At 67.8% G+C, this 22,297-nt stretch carries 23 protein-coding genes and 2 riboswitches; of the genes, 9 read left to right on the forward strand and 14 right to left on the reverse strand.

Annotated elements, in window-relative coordinates; genetic code table 11:
• Positions 1-108: 108 nt before the first annotated feature.
• Positions 109-852, reverse strand: a complete 744-nt coding sequence (locus tag CRM90_RS01225; RefSeq protein WP_102805184.1) for a DUF899 domain-containing protein — start codon at positions 850-852, stop codon at positions 109-111.
• Positions 853-933: 81 nt separating this feature from the next.
• Here CRM90_RS01225 and CRM90_RS01230 point away from each other — a divergent pair, with 81 nt between their 5' ends.
• Genes CRM90_RS01230 through CRM90_RS01240 form a run of 3 tightly spaced genes read left to right on the forward strand, consistent with a single transcriptional unit; the run spans position 934 to position 2,517 of the window.
• Positions 934-1,269 carry an ArsR/SmtB family transcription factor gene (locus tag CRM90_RS01230; RefSeq protein ID WP_102805185.1) on the forward strand — a complete coding sequence of 112 codons (336 nt, stop codon included), beginning with the start codon at positions 934-936 and terminating at the stop codon, positions 1,267-1,269.
• Positions 1,266-1,706, forward strand: coding sequence for an SRPBCC family protein (locus CRM90_RS01235; protein ID WP_102805186.1), 441 nt, complete (start codon positions 1,266-1,268; stop codon positions 1,704-1,706). The genes CRM90_RS01230 and CRM90_RS01235 overlap by 4 nt, the downstream gene beginning before the upstream one ends.
• Before the next feature lie 19 nt (positions 1,707-1,725).
• The gene (locus CRM90_RS01240) at positions 1,726-2,517 is read left to right on the forward strand and encodes a cytochrome c oxidase assembly protein (RefSeq protein ID WP_233209127.1); all 792 of its coding nucleotides are present in this window, start codon (positions 1,726-1,728) and stop codon (positions 2,515-2,517) included.
• On the opposite strand, the gene CRM90_RS01245 is transcribed toward CRM90_RS01240, so the two are convergent.
• The 3 genes from CRM90_RS01245 to glnX form a co-directional block, all read right to left on the reverse strand.
• Positions 2,514-4,769, reverse strand: coding sequence for a serine/threonine-protein kinase PknG (locus CRM90_RS01245; protein ID WP_102805187.1), 2,256 nt, complete (start codon positions 4,767-4,769; stop codon positions 2,514-2,516). The two genes, CRM90_RS01240 and CRM90_RS01245, sit on opposite strands and share 4 nt — an antisense overlap.
• Positions 4,769-5,737 carry a glutamate ABC transporter substrate-binding protein gene (locus CRM90_RS01250; protein ID WP_199189741.1) on the reverse strand — a complete coding sequence of 323 codons (969 nt, stop codon included), beginning with the start codon at positions 5,735-5,737 and terminating at the stop codon, positions 4,769-4,771. Before CRM90_RS01250 ends, CRM90_RS01245 begins: the two co-directional genes overlap by 1 nt.
• A gap of 98 nt (positions 5,738-5,835) precedes the next feature.
• Positions 5,836-7,155 carry a protein kinase G-activating protein GlnX gene (gene glnX, locus CRM90_RS01260; protein ID WP_102805188.1) on the reverse strand — a complete coding sequence of 440 codons (1,320 nt, stop codon included), beginning with the start codon at positions 7,153-7,155 and terminating at the stop codon, positions 5,836-5,838.
• Between the two features lie 151 nt (positions 7,156-7,306).
• On the opposite strand from glnX, the gene CRM90_RS01265 reads away from it, so the two are divergent.
• Positions 7,307-7,888 (forward strand): NUDIX hydrolase, encoded by a 582-nt coding sequence (locus CRM90_RS01265; protein ID WP_199189726.1) that lies wholly within the window; start codon positions 7,307-7,309, stop codon positions 7,886-7,888.
• Here the strand turns inward: CRM90_RS01265 and thiE are convergent.
• Positions 7,881-8,540: a thiamine phosphate synthase gene (thiE, locus tag CRM90_RS01270; protein WP_102805190.1), complete on the reverse strand. Its 660-nt coding sequence runs from the start codon at positions 8,538-8,540 to the stop codon at positions 7,881-7,883. The two genes, CRM90_RS01265 and thiE, sit on opposite strands and share 8 nt — an antisense overlap.
• A 24-nt stretch (positions 8,541-8,564) precedes the next feature.
• Positions 8,565-8,674, forward strand: a riboswitch (TPP riboswitch).
• Here thiE and thiO point away from each other — a divergent pair.
• The 4 genes from thiO to CRM90_RS01290 all read left to right on the forward strand — a co-directional run bounded on the left by thiO (position 8,669) and on the right by CRM90_RS01290 (position 11,397).
• Complete coding sequence (gene thiO / locus CRM90_RS01275; protein WP_102805191.1) at positions 8,669-9,676, forward strand: glycine oxidase ThiO; 1,008 nt, start codon at positions 8,669-8,671, stop codon at positions 9,674-9,676. Its footprint overlaps the riboswitch before it by 6 nt.
• The gene (gene thiS / locus CRM90_RS01280; RefSeq protein WP_036343078.1) at positions 9,673-9,870 is read left to right on the forward strand and encodes a sulfur carrier protein ThiS; all 198 of its coding nucleotides are present in this window, start codon (positions 9,673-9,675) and stop codon (positions 9,868-9,870) included. The genes thiO and thiS overlap by 4 nt, the downstream gene beginning before the upstream one ends.
• Positions 9,863-10,633: a thiazole synthase gene (locus tag CRM90_RS01285; protein WP_102805192.1), complete on the forward strand. Its 771-nt coding sequence runs from the start codon at positions 9,863-9,865 to the stop codon at positions 10,631-10,633. The genes thiS and CRM90_RS01285 overlap by 8 nt, the downstream gene beginning before the upstream one ends.
• Positions 10,630-11,397: an SGNH/GDSL hydrolase family protein gene (locus CRM90_RS01290; protein ID WP_199189727.1), complete on the forward strand. Its 768-nt coding sequence runs from the start codon at positions 10,630-10,632 to the stop codon at positions 11,395-11,397. Before CRM90_RS01285 ends, CRM90_RS01290 begins: the two co-directional genes overlap by 4 nt.
• On the opposite strand, the gene CRM90_RS01295 is transcribed toward CRM90_RS01290, so the two are convergent.
• On the reverse strand, positions 11,388-12,083 hold the full coding sequence (locus CRM90_RS01295) for a TIGR03943 family putative permease subunit (protein WP_102805193.1): 696 nt from the start codon (positions 12,081-12,083) through the stop codon (positions 11,388-11,390). The two genes, CRM90_RS01290 and CRM90_RS01295, sit on opposite strands and share 10 nt — an antisense overlap.
• Entirely contained in the window at positions 12,080-13,057 is a 978-nt protein-coding gene (locus CRM90_RS01300; protein WP_102805194.1) for a permease, read from the reverse strand. The genes CRM90_RS01295 and CRM90_RS01300 overlap by 4 nt, the downstream gene beginning before the upstream one ends.
• A gap of 55 nt (positions 13,058-13,112) precedes the next feature.
• Between CRM90_RS01300 and CRM90_RS01305 the strand changes: the two genes are divergently transcribed.
• On the forward strand, positions 13,113-14,603 hold the full coding sequence (locus CRM90_RS01305) for a M28 family metallopeptidase (RefSeq protein ID WP_102805383.1): 1,491 nt from the start codon (positions 13,113-13,115) through the stop codon (positions 14,601-14,603).
• A 37-nt stretch (positions 14,604-14,640) separates the two neighbouring features.
• Here CRM90_RS01305 and CRM90_RS01310 read toward each other — a convergent pair whose 3' ends face one another.
• From CRM90_RS01310 to thiC, 7 genes are all read right to left on the reverse strand, one after another.
• Positions 14,641-15,903, reverse strand: coding sequence for a uracil-xanthine permease family protein (locus tag CRM90_RS01310; RefSeq protein ID WP_102805195.1), 1,263 nt, complete (start codon positions 15,901-15,903; stop codon positions 14,641-14,643).
• Positions 15,857-17,050: an APC family permease gene (locus CRM90_RS01315; protein ID WP_233209128.1), complete on the reverse strand. Its 1,194-nt coding sequence runs from the start codon at positions 17,048-17,050 to the stop codon at positions 15,857-15,859. Before CRM90_RS01315 ends, CRM90_RS01310 begins: the two co-directional genes overlap by 47 nt.
• A 220-nt stretch (positions 17,051-17,270) precedes the next feature.
• A complete protein-coding gene (locus tag CRM90_RS01320) occupies positions 17,271-17,531 on the reverse strand; it encodes a DoxX-related protein (RefSeq protein WP_102805197.1) in 261 nt (86 codons plus the stop codon).
• Between the two features lie 17 nt (positions 17,532-17,548).
• Positions 17,549-19,030, reverse strand: coding sequence for a flavin-containing monooxygenase (locus tag CRM90_RS01325; RefSeq protein ID WP_102805198.1), 1,482 nt, complete (start codon positions 19,028-19,030; stop codon positions 17,549-17,551).
• A gap of 106 nt (positions 19,031-19,136) precedes the next feature.
• Entirely contained in the window at positions 19,137-19,757 is a 621-nt protein-coding gene (locus CRM90_RS01330; protein WP_102805199.1) for an alpha/beta hydrolase family protein, read from the reverse strand.
• Positions 19,754-20,590, reverse strand: coding sequence for a bifunctional hydroxymethylpyrimidine kinase/phosphomethylpyrimidine kinase (gene thiD / locus CRM90_RS01335; RefSeq protein WP_102805200.1), 837 nt, complete (start codon positions 20,588-20,590; stop codon positions 19,754-19,756). The genes CRM90_RS01330 and thiD overlap by 4 nt, the downstream gene beginning before the upstream one ends.
• A complete protein-coding gene (gene thiC, locus CRM90_RS01340) occupies positions 20,587-22,155 on the reverse strand; it encodes a phosphomethylpyrimidine synthase ThiC (RefSeq protein ID WP_102805201.1) in 1,569 nt (522 codons plus the stop codon). The genes thiD and thiC overlap by 4 nt, the downstream gene beginning before the upstream one ends.
• Positions 22,145-22,255, reverse strand: a riboswitch (TPP riboswitch). It overlaps the preceding gene by 11 nt.
• Positions 22,256-22,297 lie beyond the last annotated feature (42 nt).

Consider the following 22,297-nt stretch of genomic DNA (forward strand, 5'->3'; position numbering starts at 1 on the left):
CCAGATGGTAATGCTCGATGTAGCCACTCCGGTCCGGGTTGGCGCGCTGTCGTGGGATTGGCTGCAGTTCGTGTTGCCCGAAGTGGGAGAAGTCGGTTGGTCAGCGGTCTAGCTCGCCGGCCGCGGATCGCGCGGATCATCGGGATCGGGGTCGCCGAACCACCGCGACGCGGTGTGCTCTGGATAGTGGTCGTGCCACGCCCACCATTCGTAGGGCTTGCTCTGTGGATAGCCCGGGGGTGAGTCTTCCCAGGTCTCCTGGCGGCCCAGTGCGGTCATGTCGAGGAAATGCCATGTGTTGACGAAGATTTCATCACCGCGACTGTCGATGAAGTACGTCCGGTAGATCTGGTCGCCGTCGCGGATGAATGCGTTGGTGCCGTGCCATTGATCGACTTCGAAGTCGACGTCGAAGGCGTTGTCCCGGCCGGGCAGCATCGTGTACCACGGGATGTCCCAGCCCATCCTGGCCTTGATCCGCGTGATATCGGCTTGTGCGCCCCGTGATGCGTAGACCAGCGTGGTGTCCCGCGCGTTGAGATGCGCGAGGTTACCAATGTGGTCAGCCATCAACGAGCATCCGACGCACCCGTGGTCGGGCCAACCGTGGACACCCGGATCGAGGAAGGCGCGGTAGACGATCAGCTGCTTTCTGCCGTCGAACAGGTCGAGCAGGCTGATCGTGCCGTCCGGCCCGTCGAACGCATAGTTCTTCTCGACCGGTGTCCACGGCATGCGCCTGCGCAGTGCGGCCAGCGCGTCGCGGGCGCGCGTCAATTCCTTTTCCTTTTCCAGCATTTGGTTGCGGGCGGCGTCCCACTCGGGTGCCGACACGATGTCAGGTATCTGCACAGTTGCTCCTTGCGAATCATTCAACAAATTAGTTGAGTATCTGCCTTCAGGGAACCACGGGGAGCGGCTATAGTCAACAAGATGGTTGAAGATCAGATCTTGGACCGGGCCTACGCCGCCCTGGCCGATCCGACTCGCCGCCACCTGATCGAGGTGTTGCGGCAAGGCGATGCGCGGATCACCGACCTTGCCGCCCCACTGCCGATGACGTTCGCCGGAGTGTCGCGCCATGTCGGGGTGCTGGAAGCGGCCGGCCTGATCCAGCGGGAGGTCCGCGGCCGCGAACACTGGGTCTCGTTGCGTCCGGAAGGGCTCACGGCTGCCCAACATTGGATCGATGAACAGACCCGGTTCTGGTCGACCCGTGCTGATGCGCTGGCCGCACGGCTGCGCCGCAAGAAGGCTGACGAGCGATGAGTGAGACCGTTACCGTCGTCGTCTCGCGCGTCATGCCCGGCCTGCCCGCGGAGGTGTTCGACGAGTGGCTCGATCCGGAAGCGCTGCAGGAATGGATGTGCCCGAACCCGGTGCGCGTGGTCGAGGTCACCGTGGACCCTCGCGTCGGCGGAACGGTGCGCTTCGATGTCGACGATTCCGGCACCCGGGTGCTCATCAGCGGACAGTTCCTCACCATCGACCGCCCGCGTCTGCTGCGGTTCACCTGGAGCAACTCGAATTGGGAGGATCCCTCTCAGGTGAGCATCGTCGACGTGACGTTCGAGCCGGTCGGCGCGGACGAGACGTTGATGTCGATCGAGCACTCGCTGCTGCCGACAAGCGAATTCGACTCGTTCCACAGCGGTTGGATCGACACCTTCGCCCAGCTCGCGGCCAGGCTCGCTTCGCCGCGCTGAGCGCACAGTCGATCCCCAGCTGACCGGTTTAGCGTCAGCAGCTGTGGTTCGCTGGTCATGTTTGATGCTGGGCATAACCGTGTGGGCGTTGGCCACGTTCAGCCCCATCGGTCAGTACGCGCCGCTGCTGTTCTGGGTACGCGCGTTGCAGGTACTGCTGCTGTTGTTCGTCGCACCGTTCCTGCTGGCATCAGCGCGCCCGGTCGTATGGTTGTGCGCGCTCTCGGCGCCTACGGGGCGGGTCGTCGACCGAGTGCTGCGTTCGAGAGTCATGCGGGTGGCGCTGTCGCCGTTGACGACGTCAGCCGCCATGCTGGCCACACCGTGGCTGCTGTACCTGACCCCCTGGTATGTCGCCTCGATGACCGGACCGCTGGCGGCGGTAACTCGAGTGCTGCTGGTGCTCGTCGGATTCGGGTACTTCTACACCCGCTTGCAGATCGATCCGGTACCGCGACGGTTCTCCCCGCTGCTGTCCATCGCCATCAGTGTCGTGGAGTCCTTGGCCGATGGCCTGCTCGGCATCGTGCTCTGGCTCGGGCCGCTCATCGCCGTCGACTACTACGCTGCGCTGCAGCGTGATTGGGGACCGAGCCTACGGACCGACCAGTCCATCGGCGCGGGCATCCTATGGATCGTCGGTGATGTGTTGAGCATTCCGTTCGTGGTCGCGCTGATGCGTCAGCTCGGTACCGACGAGCGCCGGAAGGCCAAGCGGGCGGACGCCGAACTCGACGAGGCGACCGCGGACGGGCCGTCGACGCTGTGGTGGGAGAACGACCCTGCGCTGCGCGATCGCTTCTCGCGCTAGAACGTGCTGGTGGGCCTGACGTTGTTGGCCATGTCGACCAGCGCGTAGCGGTGCGCCTGACTGGTCGCCACCCGCGCCAGGCTGCGCAGTGACGCCTCCACGCCAAGACGCAAACCGTGCTCGGTGAACGGAAAACCGAGAATGTGGTTGGTGCTGGCGGTGTTCCCGCTCATCCAGTCCATCGCCGTGCCCAACACCAATGCGCGGATCTGCAGCACGCGCGGTTCGGAATCGGGCAGTGCCTCGACCCGGTGCGCGGCATCGCGAATTTGCTCCTCGGACAGCTCATGAGCTGACCGGCCCGACAGCAGCGTCACCGCGCTGGTCAACCGGGCTGTGGTGAAATGCCGTGATGCAGCGGGGACTTCGTCGAGTGTTCGGACCGCGGCTTCGCGATCGCCCTCCACCGAGAGGGCTCGCGCCAGGCCGAACGCGGCCGAGATTGAGTTGTTGTCGGTGTGCCAGACAGTTCGGTAGAACGGCAGCTCGTCGGAGGTGGCGGCCAGCTCGGCCGTTGCCGCCAAAGCCAGCTTGGGCGCGAGTTCGCCCGGGAAGATGTCCAGAACCTCGGTGAAATGCTTTGTCGCCGAATCGTAGTCGCCGGTGAGTAGCTCGGAGACGGCCTTGAACCAGATCAACCGCCAGCGCCAGCCCACTCGCTCGGCCAGGTCGTCGAGCTTGCGGTTGGCCTTCGCGACATCGCCCAGGTCGAGCAGTGCGCGGACCTCCATCAGCGGCAATTCGATCGACTCCGTGAGGTCGACCCCTTCGGAGTCGAGAACGCCGTGCCGGGCCGCGCGCAGGGAGTCCAGCGTCTGAACCGGCTGCGACAGCACCGTAGCGGACAGCACCGTCGCGGCGATGTCGGTGGGATCCACCAGGGGAACCGGCAGGGCGGTGACGATCTCGGCGGCCGTCAGCTTCTCGGCGTGGGCCAGACCGTCGAGGTACACGTCGGTGTGCGCCACCAGAAGCTCCACCCCGAACGCCGCCCGGGTTCGGGTGAAGACGTTCGACAAGCCCGGCCTTGGCACACCGGTGTCCTCGGCGACCACCTCACGCAGAACACCCAGCAGCTGTGACGACATCTCCTCGGCGCTGGCGAACCGGCGGCGCGGATCCGGGTCGATCGCCCGGCGCAACAGTCGCGCGAACGAGTCGTACTTCTTGAGCACCGGGTCGTCTTCGGGCAGCCCATCGACATAGCGGCCCTTGCGGGTTCGCAGGTTCAGCGTCAATGCCGCCAGGGTGCGGCCCACCGTGTAGATGTCGCTGGCGACGGTCGGCCCGGTCCGGACGATCTCGGGTGCCTGATAGCCGGGCGTGCCGTAGAGGTACCCGAACGAGTTGATCCGCGACACCGCGCCGAGGTCGATCAGCTTGAGCTGCTCCTCGGTCACCATCACGTTCTCCGGCTTGAGGTCGTTGTAGCACAAGCCGATCGAATGCAGATAGCCGAGCGCCGGCAGGATCTCCAGCACGTAGGCGATGGCTTCGGACACCGGAAGCTTCTCGCCCTTGGGCACTTTGAGCGACTTTCCGCCGACGTACTCCATCACGATGTAGCCGACGGGTTCGCCGTGAGAGTCGGGGTGCTCGACGAAGTTGAAGATCTTGACGATCGACGGGTGGACCACCTCGGCCAGGAATTGGCGCTCGGCCATCGCGATCGCCTGCGCCTCGGCGTCTCCGGAATGCACGAGGCCCTTGAGCACCACCGGCCGCTCGTTCACGTTGTGGTCGACGGCCAGATACACCCAACCCAGGCCGCCGTGCGCCACACATCCCTTGATCTCGTATTGGTCGGCGACCATGTCCCCGGGGACAAGCTGCGGCACAAATGAATACGGGCTGTTGCAGTGCGGACACCAACCCTCCGACGGGGCCTCACTGTCGTCGGTCGAGCGGCCCACCGGGCGCCCGCAGTTCCAGCAGAACCGCTTCGCCTCGGCGACAACGGGATTGACCATCAAAGCCTTGAGCGGGTCGATCTCGGGATACCGAGGAATCTCTACCAGGCCGCCGCCGAGACGCCGTGTCGGCGACAGCTTGCGAGCCACGGTGGGGTGAACCATGGCCTCCGGTTCGGTGCCCACGCTACCCATCGAGTCGTCGTCGTCCTCGAACTGCGGCCGATAGATCGCCTGGGTGGCCATCGGCCGCACCGTCGAGGCCGAATCCATGGCGAAGTCGTCGAACGACGCGGGCTGTGTTCCGACGTCGACGTCCGGCTGATCGGAGGCGGCGGCCATCAGTCCAGGTACCTCGGCGTCGGGGGAGCGGGCGCGGGTCCCAGTACCGTCAACCACTTGCGGTACAGCGTGTTCCAGGTTCCGTCGCGGCGGATCCGCTCCAAGGTCCCGTTGACGAATCGCACCAGCCCGGTGTTGGCCAGGTTGATCCCGATGCCGTACGGCTCCTGGGCCATGTTCGGTCCGATGATGTGCAGATACGGATCCTGGGCCACCAGGCCCGCCAGGATGGAGTCATCGGTGCTGATCGCGTCGACCTCGCGCTGCTGCAACGCGACCAGGCAATCCGCCCAGCTCACCACGGTCACGATGATCGGCGGCGGCGCGATCTGACGCACCCGGTCCAGCGACGTGGTGCCGCTGGCGACGCACACCCGCCGTCCGGACAGGTCGGAGGCCTGCGAGATGGCCGACTCGCGTGGAGCCAGAATGCGTTGGTAGGCCATGAAATACGCGGTCGAGAAGTTCACCTGCTTGCGGCGCTCGCAGGTGATCGTCATGGTCTTGACCACGATGTCGACGGTGTTGTTCTGCAGCGCCGTGATCCGGTCGGCCGACGACAGGATGCGGTACTCCACGGCCGACGGTGTGCCGAAGATGTCGCGGGCGACCTCGCCGGCGATGTCGACGTCGAACCCGGTGATCTCGCCGGTGATCGGATCGCGGAAGGAGAACAGGTTGCTGCCGACGTCGAGCCCGACGATCAGCCGGCCGCGGGCACGAATGCCGGCGACCGCCGCGTTGGCCTCGGCCTTGGTGGGGAAGGGCCGCAGACTGGCGGTGCGGTCACAGGAGTTCTCCGACGGGTCGGGACGCAGCGGCGGTTCCGGTGCGAGCTCCTGCATCCCGGCCGGCGTCGGCGGGGCCAGCGTCGGCACCGGCGGCGCCCCGATGTACTCCGTTTTGCCGCAGCCGCTGAGCACTGTTGCCGCGGCGATCGCTACGCAGAGCAACCGGCGCATCCGCATCGTCGGCCGTTTGTTCTTCGCGCGGGCGCTCATCAGCGGCCGTCTGTTCTTCGCGCGGGCGCTCATCACCGGCCGTCTGTTCTTCGCGCGGGCGCTCATCACCGGTACTCGCTGAGCCGAGGCCACAGGCCGAGCGCCACCGACACCGCCGCGCCGACCGAGAGCACCACTCCGCCGACGGTAGTGCCCGACAGCACCCGGCGAGCCGACAGGATGTCGTTGCGCAGTTGGTTGCGGCTCTGCCGGATACCGCTCGACAGCGCCGCGTCGAGCTTGTCGAATGCCGGTGTCGAGTCGTCCTCACCGGTGCCCAGCGCCACCTGTGTCGCAGCCTGGTAGTTGCCGACCGAGATGTAGGCGTTGATCCGCTCGTCGGCCTGCCGCCACTTGGTCAGCAAGCCGTCGGCATCGGCCAGGTCGTCCTTGGCGATGGCGTCCTTGCGGGCGAGGTATTCGGTGAGCTGTGTGTGCATGGCTTCGACGCGTTGGTAGTAGGAGCGCTTGCGGACGTCTTCGTCTCCCCGCCGGATCAGCGACAGCGTCTCGTCGGCGCGAGCCTGCTGGGCGGTGATCGCCAGGCTAGTCACAGTTTTCAGCGACTCGGCCGCGGTGTTCTTCGCAGCCCGGCTGCCTGCGGTGGAGATGAGCAGCGCCGAGCCCACCCAGATGATCATCACCACGATCGCCAGGCCGCCGGCGATCAGGCCGACGTTCACCCGACGTTTGGTGCGATCGGCCAGCCACCGGTGACCGAACGCCCCGAACAACAGCGTCACCGCGACCACCATGATCACCGGCGCTGGGACGCGGGTGGAGGCCGTGGTTTCGGCGTCGACCCGCGCCGAGGTCTGCTCGTACAGCCGCTGCGCGTCCGGCAGGATCTGCTGCTGCATCAGGGCCGAGGCCTCCGAGAGATAGGACGAGCCGACCGGATTGCCCATCCGGTTGTTGGTCCGGGCGGTTTCGATCAGGCCGGTGTACACAGCCAGCTGGGCGTTGATCCGGCCGAGCAGCTGCACCAGGGGCTCGTCGGTGAGGCCGCTGGACGCGCGGGTCACCGCCACAGCGGCATCGGTGATGGCCTGCTCGTAGCGCTGCCGCACGGCGCGCGGCTCGGAGCCGGCGATGAACGCGGTCGCCGCGGCGGCGTCGGCCACCGAGAGCGTGGTGTAGAGCTGGCCGGCGGCGAAGGACAACGGCTCGGTGTGGTTGAGGACGGCGGTCAGCTGCGTTTGCCGGTCGGTGATCGTCGTCGAGGTGGCGAACGCGCTGAGGATCCCGAGCGTGGCGAGGATGACGCCGAGGGTCAGGATGCGCCCGGGTGTGGTGCGGACAAACCACCACCGGGGGTGAGCGGGCGGCACCGTCGACCGCTGGCCCAACGGCTCGGTCGACGGGTGCGCCAGCTCAACGGTCACGTTTGCGGACCTCATTCCGTGTTGTCCGGATCCACTGCTGCCCTTTGCCGGGGGGCCCGGCACGCTTTCTGAGACAATCCTAAGAGGTGCTGTGACGGATGGGGCGGGATCGACCGACCTAAGTCCGGCGTGGCGTGCTTATCCTGAACGCGTGCGCGGGGATGGCGACGGTTGGGTGGTGTCGGATACCGGCACGCCCTATTGGGGACGGCACGGCGCCGCGGGGTTGTTGCTGCGGGCGCCTCGCGCCGACGGTACCCCCGCCGTGCTGCTTCAGCACCGGGCCCCGTGGAGTCACCAGGGCGGCACCTGGGCGCTGCCCGGCGGCGCCCGCGACAGCCACGAGACCCCGGAGCAGGCCGCGGTGCGGGAGGCCCACGAGGAAGCCGGCCTGCTCGCCGAACACGTCCAGGTCCGAGCGACCGTGGTGACGGCGGAGGTCGTCGGTGCCGGGGGCGCGCAGTGGAGTTACACCACCGTCGTCGCCGACGCCCCCGAACTGCTCAGCACAGTCGCGAACCGGGAGAGCTCCGAATTGCGCTGGGTGGCCGAGGACGAGGTGATCGAGTTGCCGCTGCACCCCGGGTTCGCCGCCAGCTGGGAACGGTTACGCATCACGACCATGCTGAGCGCCCACGAGCACGAGGAATGCCTGCAGCCGGTGCCGCACACCGTGGAGATCCGGGCCGGGGTGTTCGGTTGGTGCACCTCGGCGGCCGCCGAGGTCAGCTAAGCGCCGCCCGGAGTCGCTCGGCGGCGGCCTTCGGGTCGTCGGCCCCGGTGATCGCCCGCACCACCACAATTCGGGTCGCGCCGGCCTCGAGCACCTCCGGTAGGCGCGTCTCGTCGATTCCGCCGATCGCGAACCACGGCTTGGCCGACCCCATGGCGGCGACGTCGCGCACCAGATCCAGGCCCGGCGCGGCCCGGCCCGGCTTCGTCGGCGTCGGCCAGCACGGCCCGACGCAGAAATAGTCGACGTCCTCGGTGATCGCGCCGGCGGCCTCGCCGCTCTGATGGGTGGAACGGCCGATCAGAGCCTGCGGGGCGACGTCGCGGGCCACGGCCAGCGGCAGGTCGTCCTGACCCAGGTGCAGGATGTCGGCGTGCGCCGCGCGGGCGATGTCGGCGCGGTCGTTGACCGCCACCAGCGCGCTGTGCCGGTGCGCGGCCTCGGTCAGGATGTCCAGTGCGGCCAGCTCGTCGCGGGCTTCCAGCGGCCCGAACTGTTGCTCGCCGGGGGAACCCTTGTCGCGAAGCTGGATGATGTCGACGCCGCCGGCCAGCGCCGCCTCGGCGAACGCGGCCAGGTCACCGCGTTCGCGGCGGGCATCGGTGCACAGGTACAGCCGTGCGGTCGCCAGCCTGGAGTGAGGTTCGTGCACACCGCGACGGTAGCGGCTAGCGTGGAGGATCGGCACGGGAGCCCCGGGGCGGGGCTGAGAGTGGAGCGCAACGCTCCAGACCGTCACCACCTGATCCGGGTCATGCCGGCGAAGGAAGCGAAAGGGATATGTCGAAGGATTCTCTGGCCGTCATCGGGGGCGGTGTCATCGGACTCGCGGTGGCACGGCGCGCCCTGCTCGACGGGCTTTCGGTGCGGGTGCACCGGACCCCGTCCCTGGGGGCCTCGTGGGTCGCCGGCGGGATGCTGACCCCGCACAGCGAAGGCTGGCCGGGCGAGGAGCAACTGCTGGCGCTGGGTTTGGAGTCGCTGCGGCTGTGGCACGACGGCTTCCTCGACGGCCTACCCGCCGATGTCGTCACCGCGCGCGAGTCGCTGGTCGTCGGTGTGGACCGGGCCGATGCGGCCGATCTGCGGACCGTCGCGGACTGGCTGTCGGCCCAGGGGCATCCGGTCACCGTGACGACCACCGCCCGTGACATCGAACCCCTTCTGGCCCAAGGCATTCGCCACGGTTTCGTCGCATCCGACGAGCTGGCGGTGGACAACCGCAGACTGGTGGCCGCCCTGGAGGCGCACTGTGAGCAGCTCGGGGTGCAGTGGGCGGCACCGGTGGAGCGCCTCGACGACGCCCGCGACGGGGTCGACACGGTGATCATCGCAAACGGCATCGACGCGCCCGCACTGTGGCCGGGCCTGCCGGTGCGGCCGGTGAAGGGGGAAGTGCTGCGGCTGCGCTGGCGGCGCGGCTGTATGCCGGTGCCGCAGCGCGTGGTTCGGGCCCGGGTGCACGGCCGCTCGGTCTACCTGGTGCCCCGCGCTGACGGGGTGGTGGTCGGTGCGACCCAGTACGAACACGGCCGCGACACCGCGCCGTCGGTGGCGGGGGTGCGCGAGCTGCTCGACGACGCCTGCGAGGTGATGCCGGCGCTGGGCGAATACGAGCTGGCCGAGTGCGCGGCGGGTTTGCGGCCGATGACCCCCGACAACATGCCGATCGTCGGCCGCCTCGATGAGCGCACCCTGGTGGCCACCGGGCACGGCCGGTCCGGCTTCCTGTTGGCGCCCTGGACCGCGCAGCGCATCGCCGCAGAGTTGATGGGAGCCCACGCGTGAAGCTGATGGTCAACGACGAAGAACTGGAAGTCGACGACGGCACCACCGTCTCGGGACTGCTGGACACGCTCGGGTTTCCCGACCGCGGCATTGCGGTCGCCGTCAACTGGTCGGTTCTGCCTCGTTCACAATGGGATTCGACGGTGCCCGAGGGGGCCCGGGTCGAGGTGGTGACGGCGGTGCAAGGTGGTTGAACAACTCACGATCGCGGGACGCACGTTCGGCTCGCGGCTGATCCTGGGCACCGGCGGTGCGCCGAACCTGACCGTGCTGGAAGAGGCGTTGGTGGCCTCGGGCACCGAACTGACCACCGTCGCGATGCGCCGGGTGGACGCCGAGGGCGGCACCGGTGTGCTGGATCTGCTTGCCCGCCTGGAGATCACCCCACTGCCCAACACGGCGGGCTGTCGCGGGGCGGCCGAGGCGGTGCTCACCGCACAGCTGGCCCGCGAGGCGCTGGGCACCAACTGGATCAAACTCGAGGTGATCGCCGACGAGCGCACCCTGTTGCCCGATGCTGTCGAATTGGTACGCGCGGCAGAGCAATTGGTGGACGACGGATTCGTGGTGTTGCCGTACACCAACGACGATCCGGTGTTGGCCCGCCGCCTCGAGGACACCGGTTGCGCGGCGGTGATGCCGCTGGGTTCGCCGATCGGCACCGGGCTGGGTATCTCCAATCCGCACAACATCGAGATGATCGTCGAGGCCGCCGGTGTGCCGGTTATCCTCGACGCCGGAATCGGCACCGCCAGCGATGCCGCACTCGCCATGGAATTGGGTTGTGATGCAGTCCTTTTGGCCAGTGCGGTGACGCGGGCCGCTGATCCGCCGGCGATGGCCGCCGCGATGTCGGCCGCCGTGACCGCGGGCCTGCTGGCACGGCACGCCGGGCGTATCCCCAAGCGGTTCTGGGCACAGGCGTCGAGTCCGAGCGTGTCCTGGCAGGATGCGTGAGCCGCTACGTCGCGCTGGGTAGTTCGATGGCAGCCGGCCCGGGAATTAAGCCCAGGGCAGCTAATTCACCGATCCCGGCCGGCCGATCAGCCCGCAACTACCCACACCTGACGGCTGAACGTCTGGGCCTCGACCTGGTTGACGTCACCTACTCCGGCGCCACCACCGCGCACGTGCTGCGCGATCGCCAGCACGGTGTGCCACCGCAGATCGATGCCCTCGACGGCACAGAGGAACTGGTCACCGTCACGATCGGTGGTAACGACGTCGGCTACGTCCCATTGCTGTTCGCCGCGACGCTCCCGCCTGTCCTGCACAAGCTTCCGGCGCTCGGTGCGCGCCTGCACGAGCTCCTGGACCCCGCCGCCCGGGGCGCGGCGCTGAACCAGGTGGGTGCGTCGCTGCGAGAAGTGGGACGGGTACTGCGGGAGCGATCGCCGCGGGCGCGGATCATGTTCGTGGACTACCTGACCCTGCTGCCTCCCCCGGGAACGCCGGCGCCGCCACTGCCGGACGAGGTCGCCGATCTGGGTCGTCACGTCGCAACTCGCTTGGCCGATCAGACCTTCGAAGCCGCGACGGCCACGGGCTGCGAGGTGATCCATGCCGCGGAAATGAGCCGCGACCACCACCCCTGGTCGGCCGAACCGTGGACGGTCGGCGCCGGGTCCGTGCTGCCGTGGCGGCCGAAACCGTGGCACCCGAATGCAGCCGGCATGCGCGCGGTCGCCGATCTGATCGTCGCGAGGGTGTGTCAGCCGTAGGTGTTTGCGGGTGGGTCGATCCGCACCACGCTGGTCACCTCGAGGGTGGGTATCGACCCTGTGCCGGAATAGGTTTGGCCCGGTGGGGCCGTGCCCACCACCCGAAGCCAGGTGTTCTCCGGCATCGTCGCCGCCGCCTGCGCCGCCGGACCGGACAGGTGGAGGCGGGCCAGTTGGGCGTCGGCGGCACAACAGACGATCACGATCTTGGCCAAGTCGACGCGATCGCCGTCGCGCATCGTGAAACCGGTCGTGGTGATCGGGTGGCCATCCAGGCCGCCAACCTTTCCGACCGCCACCCGCATCAACACCTCGGGCAATGACAACGATGGCGCAGGCCCGGGCGGCAGCGGCGGGAACGATCGCGCGATCGACACCGTCGCGGGAGCGGCGGCCCGGGCGCTCAACGCCGGTGGCACCACGAAGATCAGCAGGATCACCGGCAGCACCAACAACCAGACGATGCCGTTGCGGTGATGGTGACCGGTGTGCTCGTGGTGGGGGCCGCCGCGCCGGACGTCGCGCACGATCGCGGTCAATGCCAGCCCGAGCAGCACGACGGCCGAGATCGCGAGCCACGGCAGCATTCCCGGTTTGACGTATCGGGTGTAGGCCCCGGTGACTGTGACCATCACCAGGGCGATCCCGACGATCAGAAGCAGCGTGTTCTCGGTTTCGCGCCTCACAACAGCACCAGCCCGACTGCCGTCGCCACCACCGTCGCCACCACCAGGGTGACCGGGGCGAAGCGCAGCGCGAAACTCCGGCCGAACAAACCGGCTTGCATGGCAACGAGTTTCACGTCGACGGCCGGCCCGACCACCAGGAACACCAGCCGCGGCACCAGCGGCACCATGGTCAGGCTGGCCGCCACGAAGGCGTCGGCCTCCGAGCACAACGCCAGCACGAACGCCAGCAGCGCCATGGTGATCACGCCGATCACCAGGTGGCCGGCCACATGCTCGAACATCCACGGCGGTACCACGACGCGCAACGTGGCGGCAGCCGCGGCGCCGATCACCAGATAGGAACCGGCCTGCAGGAAGTCGTGCCGGGCGGCCTCGCTGAACGCGACCCAGGGGGATTGATCCGCGTCGTCGGAGCGGGGCAGCCTGCGGGTGACCCAGCCCGGCCGGCCCCACCTCGACCACAACATTCCCATCACCACCGCGGTCGCCAACGATGCGGCGCAGCGGGCGGCCACCATCTCGGGTTGACCGGGGAAGGCCACCGCGGTGGCCACCAGCACCACCGGATTGATCGCGGGCGCACTGAGCATGAACGTCAGCGCTGCTGCGCCGGTCGCTCCGTCGCCGAACAGGCGCCGGGCCACCGGAACCGAGCCGCACTCGCACCCCGGCAACGCCGCCCCGGCCACGCCCGCGGCCAGTACCGCCGCAGGCGCGCGGCGGGGCAGCCACCGAGCCAGCCGCTGCGGGGACACAAAGGCGGCGATCAGCCCGCTGATCATCACGCCGAGCACCAGAAACGGCACAGCCTGCAAAAACACCCCGGCGAACACGGTCCCGGCGGTGGACAGCCGCGGATCGCCAGCGACCCCGTCGCGCATCCAGGTTCCCGCGAGCGCGCACACCACCAATGCGGCCACCAGCACCTCGGTGGAGGTCACCAGGCGCCGGCGCGGGGACGTGACGGTCATCGGGCACATGGTGCCACCCGAACCTGCGCACTCGCCGATACGTACCCTGGGCGCGATGAAGTACAGACACCTGGCCGTCGCGCTGTCCGTCGCAGTCGTGGCGGTGGCGGGATGCAACCGGCCGGCCGACTCCGGCCAACCGGCAGCCCCGGCCAAGGCCGCTGCGCAGTTCGCCGACGAGCTCCGCCAGCGGGTCACCACCGACGCCATGGTGGCGCACCTGCAGAAGCTGCAGGACATTGCCAACGCCAACAACGGCACCAGGGCGGTGGGCACCCCCGGCTTCGATGCCAGCGTCGACTATGTGGCCGGCGTGCTGCGCTCGAAGGGGTTCGACGTCCAGACCCCGGAGTTCCAGGCCAAGGTGTTCAAAGCCGGTAAGCCGGAGTTGCGGGTCGGTGGCGACACCGTCACCGCGCAGGCCGCGGAGTTCAGCCTGTCCACCCCGCCGCAGGGCGTCACCGGGCCGTTGGTCGCCGCCCCTGCGGACGACACGCCGGGCTGCGCGCCGGCCGACTACGACGGCCTCGCCGTCCAGGGCGCGGTGGTGCTCGTCGACCGGGGCAGTTGCCCCTTCTCCGATAAGCAGGCCATCGCGGCCAAGCTCGGTGCGATCGCGATGGTGGTCGCCGACAACGTCGACGAGCCGGCGATGGGCGCCACCCTCGGCGAGACGACCGACGTCAAGATCCCGGTGGTCGGCGTGAGCAAGGCCGACGGCGCGCGGCTGCGTGCCAATCCCGGCCCGACGATGCTCAAGCTCGAGGCCAGCACGCAATTGGTCAACGCGCGCAACGTCATCGCGCAGACCAAGACCGGGTCGACCACCGACGTGATCATGACCGGCGCCCACCTGGACAGCGTTCCGGAGGGGCCCGGCATCAACGACAACGGCTCCGGGGTGGCCGCTGTCCTGGAGACCGCGGTGCAGCTCGGCGCCAATCCCGACGTGAAAAACGCTGTGCGATTCGCGTTCTGGGGTGCCGAGGAGCTCGGGACCATCGGATCCAACAAGTACATCGAGTCGCTGAATGTCGACCAGCTCAAGGACATTGCGCTGTATCTGAACTACGACATGATCGGCTCACCCAATCCCGGCTACTTCACCTACGACGGTGACCAGTCCACCGCCCCGGGGCGCGGGGAGCGGGCTCCGCGCGTGCCGGAGGGATCCGCGGGTATCGAGCGGACCTTGGTCGCCTATCTGAAATCGGCCGGAAAGACGGCCCAGGACACGTCTTTCGACGGCCGGTCGGATTACGACGCGTTCACCAAGGCCGGGATTCCCTCCGGTGGGCTGTTTTCCGGGGCCGAGGAGAACAAGACCGCCGATCAGCAGAAGCTGTGGGGTGGTACCGCCGACGCGCCGTTCGATCCGAACTATCACAAGGCAACCGACACCATCGATCACATCGACAAGGCCGCGCTGGGCATCCTCGGCGGGGGAGTCGCGTTCTCAGTCGGTCTCTACGCGCAGGACATCGAGGGCCGCAACGGCATTCCGATTCGGGATGACCGCACTCGGCACGCGGGTACGGTGTCCTAGCGCAATCTCGATGCCGTGAGCGCAGATTCGATGCGCGTTATGACGGTGCGCCGCGCAGCACCCCCAGCGCCCGCATGCCGTGGTAGATGATGAGCGCGGCGATCGAACCGAGCGCAATGCCGGTGAACGTGAGATTGCCGATCTTCCACGTGAAGTCGGCGATGCCGATGATCAGTGCGATCGCGGCGGTCATCTGGTTGATCGGCAGGCTGAAGTCCACCCGATTGGTCAGCCAGATCCGCACACCCAGCACGCCGACCAGACCGTAGAGCACGATCGTCGCACCGCCGAGCACGCCGGGTGGGATCGCCGAGATCGTCGCTCCGACCTTGGGGCACAACGCCAACAGGATCGCGGTTACGCCGGCCACCCAATAGGCGGCGGTGGAGTACACCCGGGTGGCAGCCATCACGCCGATGTTCTCGGCATAGGTGGTGGTGGCCGAGCCGCCGCCGAAACCGGCCAGCACGGTCGCGACACCGTCCGCCGCCAGCGCACGGCCGGTCAGCGGGTCGGTGTCGACCCCGGTCATCTGACCCACCGATTTCACGTGCCCGATGTTCTCTGCGATCAGCGCGATGACCGCGGGCAGGAACATCGGCAGGACCGAGAGGTTCAGTGTCGGCGTCTGGAACTCCGGGAGTCCGATCCACCCGGCAGCTGCGATCCCCGCGGTGTCCACCTGGCCGAGTGTCAGCGCCAACAGATAACCGGCGACCACGGCCAGGAAGATCGCCAGCCGTCCGATGATGCCGCGGAAGAACGCCAGCGCCGCGACCAGCAGCACCAGCGTGACGATGCCGACCAGCGGGCCCTTCTCGAAGTTCGTCTTGGCGGCCGGTGCCAGGTTGAACCCGATCAGCGCGACGATCGCGCCGGTGACGACCGGCGGCAGCGCGATGTCGATCCAGCGGGTGCCGGCCAGGTGCACGGCCAGGCCGATCACGATGAGCAGCACACCCACCGCGATCAGCCCGCCCAGCGCACTGCCGGCCCCATGCGAGGCCACCGCGGCGGTCACCGGCGCGATTACCGAGAAACTGGAGCCGAGATAGCTCGGCAGCCGGTTGCCGGTGATCACCAGGAACAGAAGTGTCCCGATACCGGAGAACAGCAGCGTGGTGGCCGGCGGGAACCCGGTGAGCACCGGCACCAGGAACGTGGCGCCGAACATGGCGACCACATGCTGGGCGCCGATACCGAGTGTGCGCGGCCAGCTCAACCGCTCATGCGGGGCGACGACAAAGTTCTGGTCAGCCCGGCTTTCCACCGGTGTCCAGGTCATGGGAATCACGGTCATACCGTAACCGCCGAACCGCATAGATGACGGCGCCAAGGACGAGCACCCCCACCCCGGATAGCACGGCCGGAAGTGGCAGCGCGACCGACAACACCACGCAACCGACCAAACCGACCCCGGGAATGATGCGGCGCCCCAACGTCCACGCCGAGGCGTTCGCGACCGCGTAGTACACCAGCACCGCGAACGACGAAAACCCGATCACCGCACGGACATCGGCCACCGCGGCGAGCACCGCGACCACCACCCCGACGGCCACCTCGGCGCGGTGCGGAACGCCGAAGCGCGGATGCACGGTCGCCAGCCCAACGGGCAGGTGGTGATCGCGCGCCATCGCCAGGGTGGTTCTCGACACCCCGAGAATCAGCGACAGCAGGGAGCCCAGCGCCGCCACCGCCGCGCCGACCCGCACCACCGGCTCGAAGCCGGCCGCCCCGGCAGCCCGCACCGCGTCCGCCAATGGTGCTGCGGCGGTTGCCAATCGGTCCGGCCCCAGAGCCATGAGCACCGTGACCGCGACGGCCACGTAGATGACCAGCGCAAGCCCGAGTGCCAGGGGGATGGCCCGCGGGATGGTCCGGGCCGGATCGCGCACCTCCTCACCGAGGGTGGCGATCCGCGCATAGCCGGCGAACGCGAAGAACAGCAGACCCGCCGCCTGCAGCACACCGAGCACCGTGCCGTCGCCGAGCCGCAACTGGTCGACGTCCCCGTGTCCCGAGGCGGTCACTATCACCACGACGGCGGCCAGCACCGCCAGCACGACGGCGACGATGATGCGGGTCAGTAGCGCCGATTTCTGGATACCGCGATAGTTCACCGCTGTCAGCGCGATCACCGCGGCGACGGCCACCGCATGGGCGTAGGCGGGCCATACGTAGAAGCCGACGGTCAGCGCCATCGCCGCACACGACGCGGTCTTCCCGACGACGAAGCTCCAGCCGGCCAGGTAGCCCCAGAAGTCGCCGAGCCGTTCCCGCCCATAGACGTAGGTGCCGCCGGACTGCGGGTAGCGGGCCGCCAGCCGCGCGGAGGAGTTGGCATTGCAGTAGGCGACGACGGCGGCAACCGCCAGCCCGACCAGCAACCAGGATCCGGCCGCCGCGGCGGCGGGCGCCAGCGCGACGAAGATGCCGGCCCCGACCATCGAGCCGAGCCCGATGATCACGGCGTCGGTGGTGCCCAGGCGTCGCTGCAGCGTGCTCACCGGCGGGATGTTAAGCGCTGAAGATGAATGCGGACCGACCTGGGAGCAGTTGCCCGCGCCCAAGCCGGTCCGGCACGGTCCCCCGACCTTTCGTGCTCGATCAATGTAAGCGAAAAATCTGACGATGACGTAAATCTTGTCGGAACTGTGATCTTGAAAGTCAGCGGTTGCGGACGATGTTGGCGCCCAGATAGGCGCCGTAGGCGAGCAACCCGGCCACCGCGAGCTTGCGCGTCTTGGGTGCGATCAGGGCCAGCCCGATCGCGGTCTCGATGCCGCCGTCGATGTAGGTGTGCTGCAACGTGTTGTCCGGAAACGCCGACTTGGTGGCGGATTCGAACAGCTCCGGGCGCACGAAGTGCGACAACCCGGTGGCGGCCACCACCAGCCCGGTCGCTTTGATCAACGGCTCTGCAGACATCGACGTCCTCTCGCAGGTCAACTGATGTGGTAGTCGGAGAGCGGGTACGTCGACGCTTCGCGTAGTGCCTCATGCGTAGTCATCGGCCGCAACAGCGTCGCCTCACCACTGGGATTGAAATAGTACGACCGCGCCGTCGCGCAATTGCCGAGGGTGAACAAAGACGTGCCGAGCAGCTCGGTCATCTCGTCCAGATAGCGGGTGTTGGCTTCTTCGGTGATCTCGAACGTGGTTGCCCCGCGTTGCTTCAGTTCGCCGAACAGCCGGTCCATGTGCCGCATCTGATATTCCATCGAATTGAAGAAGTTCAAGCCGAGGAACGCGTACGGACTGGCCAGGCTGAGGAAGTTGGGGAAGTACGGAACCGATACGCCTTGATAGGCCTGGAATCGGGTTTCGCGCCACCACTTCCCGAGATTGCGGCCGTCGCGACCGATCACCTCGATGGCGGGGAAGTTGGCTTCCCAGAGATCGAAACCTGTTGCCAGCACCAGGGTGTCGATGACGGACTTGGTGCCGTCGTTGGCGACGATGCCGTCGGCCTCGATGTGGTCGATGCCGCTGGACTGCAGGTGCACGTTCGGTCGGGTGAACGCCCGATAGAACTTGTTGGAGAACGTTGGCCGTTTGCAACCGAAGTCGTAGTCCGGGGTGAGCTTGCGGCGCAGCTCTTTGTCCCGGATGACGGCGAAGCGCCACAGCTGCGACAGGTAGGCCGCGATGCGGTTCCCGAGCGGAAATCGGTTGTAGTGCAGGACGCCCCAGTCCACCAGCACCTCGTAGGCGAAGTCGGTGATCGCGCGGATGACGCGCTGCGCCAGCGGTACGCGGGCGAACAACCGCTTGGCCCTGGTGGAGAACGTGATGTCGACTTTGGGCACCACATAGATCGCGGTGCGTTGATACACGGTGAGATCGGCAGCGTCGCGGGCCAATTCGGGGATGAGCTGGACCGCGGTGGCGCCGGTGCCGATGATGCCGATCTTGCGGTTGGTCGCGTCGTAGGTGTCGTCCCAGGCGGCGGTGTGGACGATCTTGCCCTCGAACGTGTCGATGCCCGGGATCTCCGGCGTGCGCGGTTGCGACAAAAAGCCCGTCGCGGTGATCAGGTATCGCGCCGCCAGGGTGTCACCGTCGGCGACCGTGACCCGCCACAGCTTGTCTTCTTCGTCCCAGCGCGCGCTTTCAACGGTCGTGTTGAACCGGATGTGGCGGCGCACGTCGTATTTGTCGGCGACGTTGTCGGCGTACTGCTTGATCTCGGCGCCGGTGGAGAACAGCCGGTCCCAGTTCGGGTTGGGCTCGAAGAAATACGAATACGTGGTGGTGGGGACGTCGACGGTCAGCCCCGGGTAGTGGTTGACGTACCAGGTGCCGCCGAGATCGTCCTCGCGATCCAGAATGACGAAGTTGTCGAATCCGAGGCGCTTGAGCTGGATCGCCGCACCGATTCCTCCGAAACCGGCGCCCACGATGATCGCGTCGTACTGCGTTGGCATGCGAACAGAATACCGTATCTTACTCGTCGGTAAGATACGCCGTAAGACCCCAATTCCGGGGACTGATGTCGTCTCGGCCGACGTTGCTCATCGCGTCGAGCTGCGCTCAGGGCAACGCCGACAGCGCGGCGTCGACGGCGAGGGCGGGCACGTCGAGCTTCTTGGAGCCGAGGTCGTGGCGGGCGCCGGTGACGTCGACGATCGACACCGGCGCGGGGATGAGCGTGGCCGCCTCGCGGAGTTCGTCGATGGTGCCGAACGGATCGGCGGTGCCGTGCGTGAACACCGTCGGCACGGTGATGTCGCCGAAGTGTTCGGTGCGCAACCGGTCCGGCTTGCCGGGCGGATGCAGGGGGTAGGAGAACAGGGTCAGCACGTCGACGAGGCCGGGATGCTCGGCGACGACCATCGAGGTCTGCCGACCCCCATAGGAATGTCCGCCGGCCAGCAGCGGACCCGCGGCCAGCGAGCGGGCCAGCGTGAGTGCATCGACGACTCCGGCCCGGTCGCCGGCCGCCGATCCCGACGGCGGACCCTTCGGGCGCCGCCGGCGGTACGGCAGGTTGTAGCGGATCGCGAGCCAGCCGCGGGCGGCCCACTCGTCGCAGATCCTGATCAGCAGGGGCGACTCCCGGCTGCCGCCGGCGCCGTGGGTCAGCACCACCACGCCGGCCGGGGTGCCGTCCGGTTCGTGTGAGACGCCGGCGATCTCGTCGAGGTCGGTCATGACTGCAGCCGCCACAGCGCCGACACCGGGCCGTGGCCGCTGCCAAGCGGATACGCCGCGCGGAGGCACTCGGTGACCCACGCCTTGCCGAACGCCACCGCGTCGGGCATCGAGTACCCGTGAGCCAGGGCGCATGCGGTGGCCGCCCCCAGCGTGTCGCCGGCGCCGTGGTCGTGGCCGGTGTCCACCCGTGGCGCGTCGAACTCGTGGAAGTCGGTGCCGTCGTAGAGCAGGTCCGGACTGTGCGTCGACCCCCGCAGATGGCCGCCCTTGACCAGCGCCCACTGCGGGCCGAGTGCGTGCAGCGCCTTGGCGGCATCGCGCTGGGTCTGCTCGTCGACGACGTCGATACCGACCAGCAGTCGGACCTCGTCGAGATTGGGGGTGACCAAACTGGCCAGCGGAAAGAGCTGGCTGCGCAGGGTCTCCAGTGCCGACGGATGCAGCAGCGGGTCGCCGTGCATCGAGGCGCAGACCGGGTCGACGACGAACGGTGTGGTGCCCGCCAGGCCGAGGTCACGCCATGTGCCCGCCACCGTGTCGATGATCTGCGAGGAGGCCAGCATGCCGGTCTTGGCGGCCTGCACGCCGATGTCGGTGACCACCGCCGAGATCTGACCGGCGATCACGTCCGTCGGAATTTCGTGAAAACCCTTGACACCCAATGAGTTCTGTACGGTCACCGCGGTCACGGCGACCAGTGAGTGCACCCCGAGCAGGGCGAAGGTGCGCATATCGGCCTGGATGCCCGCGCCGCCACCGGAATCGGAGCCGGCGATGGTCATGACGCGAAGTGGCGTCTGTCCCGGCGGGGTCAGGGGGAGCAGATTCACGGCACTGAGTTTTCCAGAGGGATGTACACCCGGTTGCCGTGTGCGGCGAACTCCTCGGATTTGGTGTCCATGGCGTCGCGAATGTCCTGCGTGATGCGCATCGAGCAGAACTTCGGCCCGCACATCGAGCAGAAGTGTGCGGTTTTGGCGGGCTCGGCGGGCAGCGTCTCGTCATGGAACTCCCGGGCGGTGTCGGGGTCCAGGGACAGCGCGAACTGGTCGTGCCAGCGGAAGTCGAACCGGGCCCGCGAGAGCGCGTCGTCGCGTTCCTGCGCACGTGGGTGGCCCTTGGCCAGATCGGCGGAATGGGCGGCGATCTTGTAAGCGATCACGCCGTCCTTGACGTCCTTGCGGTTGGGCAGGCCGAGGTGCTCCTTCGGCGTGACGTAACACAGCATCGCGGTGCCGGCCTGGGCGATGATCGCCGCCCCGATCGCCGACGTGATGTGGTCATAGCCCGGTGCGATGTCGGTCGCGAGCGGCCCTAGCGTGTAGAACGGCGCCTCCTCGCACAGCTCCTCTTCGAGGCGAACGTTCTCGACGATCTTGTGCATCGGCACATGGCCGGGGCCCTCGATCATCACCTGCACCCCAGCGGCTTTCGCAATCTTCGTCAGCTCGCCCAGGGTGGCCAGTTCGGCGAATTGAGCTGCATCGTTGGCGTCGGCGATCGAACCCGGGCGCAAGCCGTCACCCAGCGAGAACGTGACGTCATAGCGCGCGAGGATCGTGCACAGTTCCTCGAAGTTGGTGTACAGGAACGATTCTTGATGATGAGCCAGGCACCAGGCGGCCATGATCGCGCCGCCGCGACTGACGATCCCGGTGACGCGCTTGACCGTCAGCGGGATGTGGCGCAACAGCACACCGGCGTGCACGGTCATATAGTCGACGCCCTGGTCGCACTGCTCGATCACGGTGTCGCGGTAGATCTCCCACGTCATTTGGGTCGGGTCGCCCTTGACCTTCTCCAGCGCCTGGTACATCGGCACCGTGCCGACCGGAACCGGGGCGTTGCGCAGAATCCACTCCCGGGTGGTGTGGATGTCGGCGCCGGTGGACAGGTCCATGATGGTGTCGGCGCCCCACCGGGTGGCCCACACCATCTTGTCGACCTCCTCGGCGATCGACGAGGTGACCGCCGAATTACCGATATTGGCATTGACTTTCACGGCGAACGCCTTGCCGATGATCATCGGCTCGCTCTCCGGGTGGCGATGGTTGGCCGGGATCACCGCCCGGCCGCGCGCCACCTCGTCACGCACGAGTTCGGCGTCGACGCCCTCCCGCGCGGCGATGAAGGCCATCTCGGCGGTGATCTCACCGGCCCGCGCCCGCTGCAGCTGGGTGCCCCGGTCGGTGACGATCCCGGGCCGCGCGGGCAAGCCGGCGTGCAGGTCGATCACCGCGTCGGCATCGGTGTACGGGCCCGAGGTGTCGTAGAGGTCCAGATGTTCGTCGTTCGAGAGGTTCACCCGGCGAAACGGAACGCCGTCGCGGTAGATCTTCGTGCTACCGGCGATCGGGCCGGTGGTGACGGTGGGATCGACAAAGAGATCGGTCATGTTCACTCCCTACGCCGGCATTACCCGGACAGGTTCTACGGTCGACGGCCGGTCAGCCGTCCTCTCAGCGCACTCGTTGTGCGCTCCCGTGTGGTTGGTGTTCCGTCGCCCACGCTAGCAGCCGAGCCGCGGATTTCGCGTT

Source organism: Mycobacterium sp. ENV421 (assembly GCF_002887815.1).
GTDB lineage: Bacteria > Actinomycetota > Actinomycetes > Mycobacteriales > Mycobacteriaceae > Mycobacterium.

What these genes read in the sequence shown, in the direction of transcription:
- CRM90_RS01305 (WP_102805383.1), top strand. Translation starts at nt 13,113, where the DNA reads ATGAAGTACAGACACCTGGCCGTCGCGCTGTCCGTCGCAGTCGTGGCG.
- CRM90_RS01245 (WP_102805187.1), bottom strand. Translation starts at nt 4,769, where the DNA reads ATGGCCGCCGCCTCCGATCAGCCGGACGTCGACGTCGGAACACAGCCC.
- CRM90_RS01320 (WP_102805197.1), bottom strand. Translation starts at nt 17,531, where the DNA reads ATGTCTGCAGAGCCGTTGATCAAAGCGACCGGGCTGGTGGTGGCCGCC.
- thiC (WP_102805201.1), bottom strand. Translation starts at nt 22,155, where the DNA reads ATGACCGATCTCTTTGTCGATCCCACCGTCACCACCGGCCCGATCGCC.
- CRM90_RS01310 (WP_102805195.1), bottom strand. Translation starts at nt 15,903, where the DNA reads ATGACCGTGATTCCCATGACCTGGACACCGGTGGAAAGCCGGGCTGAC.
- CRM90_RS01315 (WP_233209128.1), bottom strand. Translation starts at nt 17,050, where the DNA reads ATGGTCGGGGCCGGCATCTTCGTCGCGCTGGCGCCCGCCGCCGCGGCG.
- CRM90_RS01235 (WP_102805186.1), top strand. Translation starts at nt 1,266, where the DNA reads ATGAGTGAGACCGTTACCGTCGTCGTCTCGCGCGTCATGCCCGGCCTG.
- CRM90_RS01330 (WP_102805199.1), bottom strand. Translation starts at nt 19,757, where the DNA reads ATGACCGACCTCGACGAGATCGCCGGCGTCTCACACGAACCGGACGGC.
- CRM90_RS01325 (WP_102805198.1), bottom strand. Translation starts at nt 19,030, where the DNA reads ATGCCAACGCAGTACGACGCGATCATCGTGGGCGCCGGTTTCGGAGGA.
- CRM90_RS01300 (WP_102805194.1), bottom strand. Translation starts at nt 13,057, where the DNA reads ATGACCGTCACGTCCCCGCGCCGGCGCCTGGTGACCTCCACCGAGGTG.
- CRM90_RS01230 (WP_102805185.1), top strand. Translation starts at nt 934, where the DNA reads ATGGTTGAAGATCAGATCTTGGACCGGGCCTACGCCGCCCTGGCCGAT.
- CRM90_RS01250 (WP_199189741.1), bottom strand. Translation starts at nt 5,737, where the DNA reads ATGCGGATGCGCCGGTTGCTCTGCGTAGCGATCGCCGCGGCAACAGTG.
- thiO (WP_102805191.1), top strand. Translation starts at nt 8,669, where the DNA reads ATGTCGAAGGATTCTCTGGCCGTCATCGGGGGCGGTGTCATCGGACTC.